Source organism: bacterium (assembly GCA_009926305.1).
Lineage (GTDB): Bacteria > Bdellovibrionota_C > UBA2361 > UBA2361 > RFPC01 > RFPC01.
In genome coordinates this window covers 1-1,530 of record RFPC01000214.1, presented here as the reverse complement: position 1 = coordinate 1,530, position 1,530 = coordinate 1, and the positions used below count along the sequence as shown (strand labels likewise).

Below are 1,530 nucleotides of genomic sequence, written 5' to 3'. Positions count from 1 at the left end.
GCCTTAATAGCTCGGTTGATAAGCCTACGCGCTGTAATTCCATATTATGAAGGGTGGTTCCCCCAGTCCGCTCTATTCCTAAATCACTGCAGACAAACTCAGCAAACTCATCCCACGGACATCCATCAGCGTATGTAACAAATAAAATCTTGCCGCCTGGCGCGAGTCGTTTCGTCAGTGACTCCATAAAATCTGAATACTGATTCGCTGGTACGCCCGATAAGGAATACGACATAAGAATGATTCCAAACTTTTCGGCAGTATTAAATTCTTGCATCGCTTTGATATGAACATCTACTCCATCGATTGCACTCAGCGCCGCTTCGTATTTCGCATTCTTTTCAACAGCCACAACTCGGCTGAAGGAGGAAGCCAATAACGCCGTTAGACGTCCATCTCCCGCACCCAGATCAAGAATGCTATCGGTACCAATGTTGGCTGCAATTTCGATTACCGCCTCGGCGACCTTTTGTTTTCCGTCAGTCTTGGCGGTATAAACTTGAAAAAAATTATGATGACTTCCCTCGTAAGAAGCCAAGTCTGCCGGACGTGGCATATGCGTATTCTCCAAGCTTGTCTCGGGAGTAGGAGTATGCACGGTTAGTTTTGATATTGATTTATCTCGTGCACTAGGTTGCTTCGCCCCTGTCATCTAAAAATACTCCTTACTACAGCATAGATGATTGAGTCTAAGGGCCCTTCTGTCCCTAATCAAGGATAGTGATAACGAGTGAGCGCCCCTCCTCCCTTCCCCAAGTACCACCATCTTTTTCATAGCAGGACTCACCGTGCGTCCTTCTGGCGATAGTGATAGTGGCCTTTAAAAAAAATGGTGGTACCTGATTACTAGGGCAGGAGAACTTCCCTCTCTATTTCTAGGAGATCTGTTTTAAAGGGAATATTAAGATCTGAAAACTCACGAGCTCGATCTTCATCTCTCGCTACTCCAAGAAAGTCGATGCCAGCGCCTATTGCGGCATGTGCATCTGAAAGGCGGTCTCCTATGTACAGACATTCTCGGACATCGACGCCTAGTAGCTTCATGTTGTCTAGTACTGGTCTAAAAACTTCTGGGTTTGGCTTATGGGCAGGAGTATCCTCTTGACCATAGAGGAATTTGAAAAGTCCACTATCCCATTTAAGCTCTCTCAGACTCTGCGCGAGAACCTCATTGGCTAGAGATGTTAGGATTCCAAGGGAGCACCCTCGCGAGAGGCGCGCCAACACCCCATCAACCTCCGGGAACGCTTTCAGTGGGTAGCGTTTCGAAATGTCTAAGTAGGAAGTCTTGTCTATCTCTCCGCTGCAGCCTAGCTCTGTCATCATTTGATCGAAAGGCACTCCCCAGACGCTCATGACATTATCATGTGAGACAATGACGTTATGTTCAACCTTACAGAACTCTATAATAGCTGGGATGCGAGCCCCTAGTGTATCAACGAGAGTGTCATCGAAATCAAAAATAACTAACTTTTTTGCCATCACAACGAACCTTTTTCCTCAGAACTATATGCTCGCAAAACATCTTCT

At 46.2% G+C, this 1,530-nt stretch carries 2 protein-coding genes; both read right to left on the bottom strand.

Annotated elements, in window-relative coordinates; genetic code table 11:
- The coding region (locus EBR25_13945; protein NBW42072.1) for a methyltransferase domain-containing protein at nt 1-652 on the bottom strand (652 nt) is incomplete at its 3' end.
- A gap of 194 nt (nt 653-846) precedes the next feature.
- Complete coding sequence (locus EBR25_13940; GenBank protein ID NBW42071.1) at nt 847-1,482, bottom strand: HAD family hydrolase; 636 nt, start codon at nt 1,480-1,482, stop codon at nt 847-849.
- Nucleotides 1,483-1,530 lie beyond the last annotated feature (48 nt).

Coding starts and splice junctions, on each gene's coding strand:
- EBR25_13940 (NBW42071.1), bottom strand. CDS start 1,482: ATGGCAAAAAAGTTAGTTATTTTTGATTTCGATGACACTCTCGTTGAT.